Source organism: Tissierella sp. (assembly GCF_052089545.1).
GTDB lineage: Bacteria > Bacillota > Clostridia > Tissierellales > Tissierellaceae > Tissierella_A.
In genome coordinates this window covers 1-3,839 of sequence record NZ_JBQDAA010000214.1, presented here as the reverse complement: position 1 = coordinate 3,839, position 3,839 = coordinate 1, and the positions used below count along the sequence as shown (strand labels likewise).

Annotated in this window: 3 protein-coding genes and 1 pseudogene; all 4 read right to left on the bottom strand. The window is 26.4% G+C overall.

Features of this window, described 5'->3' with window-relative positions; translation table 11 throughout:
- A pseudogene (locus tag ACTHW2_RS11740) lies at positions 1-381 on the bottom strand (DUF6017 domain-containing protein); the annotation flags it as partial.
- 91 nt (positions 382-472) lie between these two features.
- Positions 473-2,149, bottom strand: coding sequence for a DUF262 domain-containing protein (locus ACTHW2_RS11735; protein WP_442212377.1), 1,677 nt, complete (start codon positions 2,147-2,149; stop codon positions 473-475).
- 62 nt (positions 2,150-2,211) lie between these two features.
- Positions 2,212-2,925, bottom strand: coding sequence for a M48 family metallopeptidase (locus ACTHW2_RS11730; protein ID WP_442212379.1), 714 nt, complete (start codon positions 2,923-2,925; stop codon positions 2,212-2,214).
- The coding region (locus ACTHW2_RS11725) for a hypothetical protein (protein ID WP_442264102.1) at positions 2,926-3,839 on the bottom strand (914 nt) is incomplete at its 5' end. It lies immediately after the preceding gene.

Sequence of the window (3,839 nt, the reverse complement as noted above, 5' to 3'; positions counted from 1 at the left end):
GGTAATTTTTACCTCTTGGATTGGTTCATTTTGTTCCTTTGCATTAGGTAATAATCTTTTAAGCTCTTCATAATCAATTGTATACCAAAGGGTCCTGTCCATTTTCATAGTATTATAATTTCCTATTAAAAGTAATTTCATATCTCTTAATTTTTTAAATATCCTTTTTACTGTTTCTTTACTCCAAAATGGAAATTCTTCTCTCCATTCTTCTATAGTATTGTATGTCCAATAACTACCGTCTCTAAAATTATGGTTTTTCTTTCTATTTACCTCTAACCAATAATTAATTTGTTGAAGTACTATTGTCTCATTTAATCCTAAAACTTTTGCTATATCTCTATTAACTACTATTGGGTTACTATTAAATAAATTTTGCATAAAATTACCTCCAAATTTTTATATTTACTACTTATATAGAAATTTGGAGGTAAAGTTACTATTGTATTTTTGGTTTTTTGTGTTCGAAAAATTATTTATTTCTAATTAATTTTTCGACTAATTCTTTTTGTCTGATTCTAAGAATATCTGGTGTCCAATTATCATTTTTCTCTAAAAAAATCTTATTAGCATGAAAAGCATCTACTCTTTGTTTTAAATATCTTTCCTTCTTTTCTTTAAATTCTAAGTTGCTCAATTTAGAATTTTTAATTTTACTTATTAATACTAAATTAGCGATCTTATGAGTCCATTTTTCTCTTTCTAAATCATTAAAATCTTTTAACCACTTACTATTTTCTCTAGGATTTTGTGGTAATACATGTTCTACACTTATTCGTTTATATCCTGATAAATGTACAGTATTATCACTCATTAAATATTCTAATTTTAATAGTATATATCTACCAAATCTTCTTTTATATACTTCTCCTTCTATCATCAATCTGAATTGATTCATATCAATATTAAATAAATCATTATTATTAATCAAACTATCAATATTATTCTCATCTGTTTTTTCAATTTGTTTTAATATACGATTCATAGCCTCTATTCTTTTAGTAGGATTTTCTTGACAAATCCAATCACCTGCAAATTTATATTCTAATCTTTTTAAAAACTCGAATAATTTATTCATTTTAAATTTACTATAATAAAAAAGTAAAGGAGGAATCCAATCTTCAGATGGGAGACCTATCTTCATAATTGTAATTAGATTTTTATATTCATTGCTAAGTTTATCGCTTTCAAGTTCTATTATTTGATTATATATATCATCATAATTCATCATTAAATTAATTGTTTCTTTACCTAGTGATATAATATTTTTATTATAAATATTTTTTTCAAACTCTTCTAATAAATTTATCCTAGCCTTTTCTTTTACAAGGATTGTTCTTATAAATGCTAAAAATCTATCAAAATCCTCACCATATTTACCTTCTATTTCTTCCCAGATTCTTGCATATTTTTTTATTTCTTTGTCGCTTGTAATTGCTCCAATATTTTTTGATTTTAATATGTCGGAACTTGTTAATGGAATCCCTCTGTCATTTAAAATTGTGAATAATCTAAATGCATCTTCTGTGTTATCTGTTGATACATAAATAAACAATGCTTTATTTAATAAAAACTCTGCAAAATCTTCTAATCGCTCATTATTTTCTAAAAAATTACGCACTGTTAAAATTGCATTAGCCATATTAGATATAGAAATATTATCCTCATTGATTTTATCACTAATATATTGTTTGTTATTTGTACCATTTTCTTTAACAATATTTTCTTTAATAAAATCTTCTACCCTATCTCTTATATGAAATGTAATTCTTTGTCTAGAAGGGATTTTTAAAAGCTTATTTTCTTCTTGAAAAATTAATTTTTGAAGAGTTCTTTTATAGCTATCATTATCTAAAACATCCCTTAATGATGCAATTATTATAAGAAAAGTAGTAAGACGTTGTTGACCATCTAAAACTTCATATTCATCATAATCTTCATTATCAGTCTTTTTTAAAACTAGTGATCCTAGAAAATATTCATTTTTAGGTTTATTATCAAATGCAAATTTCAAATCATCAAGTAGCTCAGATACGTTATCATTTTGCCACACGTAAGATCTTTGATATTCTGGTACTACAAACCAAAAATCCTGAGAAAAAATCTTTTGAAGCAATTTCTTATCAACACTTATTTTACCACTTCCCACTAATATCACTCCTAATATTTAAATTTTTTATCTTAATTCTACTTTTATATTAAACCTTCTTATCAAATCCTAGTATTACTCTCATACACCATATTATTAAGTTCAGCCCTTATGCCCCTCCAATTTGGCATGAACTTGTCCATATATGCATGAAATCTTTCATTATGGTGTCTTTCTAATAAATGCACCATCTCATGGACTATTATATATTCAAGGCATCTTGGTGTTTTTTTAGATAATTCTAAATTTATCCATATTCTCTTTGCTTCCACATTACAAGTTCCCCATTTTGTTTTCATTCTCTTTACTCTACTTTCATTCACAGAAACTCCAATTATTTTTTCCCATTTATTGATATAGTCTGGTATAGTTTGCTTTAGATGATTTCTATACCATTCATTCATTATTTTCTCCCTTTTTTCTATAGTGCTATTAGACTTTACATACAAATCTATATATTTTTTATTTCTTATTTCTACCCTTTGCTTTTCTTTTGTTTCAATTACATTTAACAAATATCTAGTCCCTGAAAAATAATGACTTTCTCCAGATATAAACTCTCTTTTTGATTGTCTATCCTGTGATAGAAATTTTGATTTTTGTTTTTTTATCCAAGGAAGTTTTGATATTGCAAAGAGTCTTACTGATTCATCATCTAGCTTTTTAGGTACAGCCAGCCTCACCCTACCTTCTGGTGGATGAACTGACAAATGAATATTTTTTATATTTTTTCTTATAAACTCAATATCAATATTTCCTATATTTATATTTTCCAATTAATATTCACCTTGATTCTTTATTATGTCTATAGTAGAGTCTACAAGCTCTTCATCATCTCCTAGATATTCTCTTAAAGTGTTTTTTACATATCTTTCCTTTATTCTATTCCCTCTCCAACCATCTGGAGTGTTGAATTCAAGTTCTGCATTTATTTCTAATACTAAATCCTTATCTTCATTTAAATTATCATATAGAGCCATCTTAGCTTTAGTATTAATTTCTTTAGGATAGGATTTTGAATCTGATGGATTTTTAGCCCTTTTAGTTAAATCTATGATTGTTTTTAAATACTCTTCATAATCTTTCACTTTTTCTTTTCTCTCTCTAATAAGTTCATCTAATAAAATAGACATCTTTTCATAATATTTTGGATTAGTAGGTTTTTCATCCGTTATTAATTTTCTAACATTATTTTCTATAGTTTCAGCTGTAGCTTCCTTATCTTTCTTTATGCCTTCAGGTAATTCATCTAAGGCATCTTTGCCTCTCTCAACTATTAATTCTACCAAAGAAAGATCATCAAATGCTGATATTTTTTTGTGCTCTTTTGCACTAATATATGAATCTATTAAATGTCTCATAGCAGGTTCATAGGATTTCAAATCAATATAATCATTGGCTGCTATCATTACTTCCAATCGAATGTTGTCATAATATTTTACATCTTTTTTTATTGAATCAATTTCACTATCACTATATCCTGCTTCTTTCATTTCATTAGCTATATGTGAATATGCTCTAAGCAGTCCTGCACTATATTTATATAAGGCTTTTCTCTTTTCTTCATTTTCTTTTAGAGCATCTTTATCACTGGTATCTTCTGCGCAGAAATATCTAATATATTCCTTAGATTCTTTAGGTGGTACTACTGGTTCACAAAGTGCCTTTATACTTTCAAGTGCAGTATCCA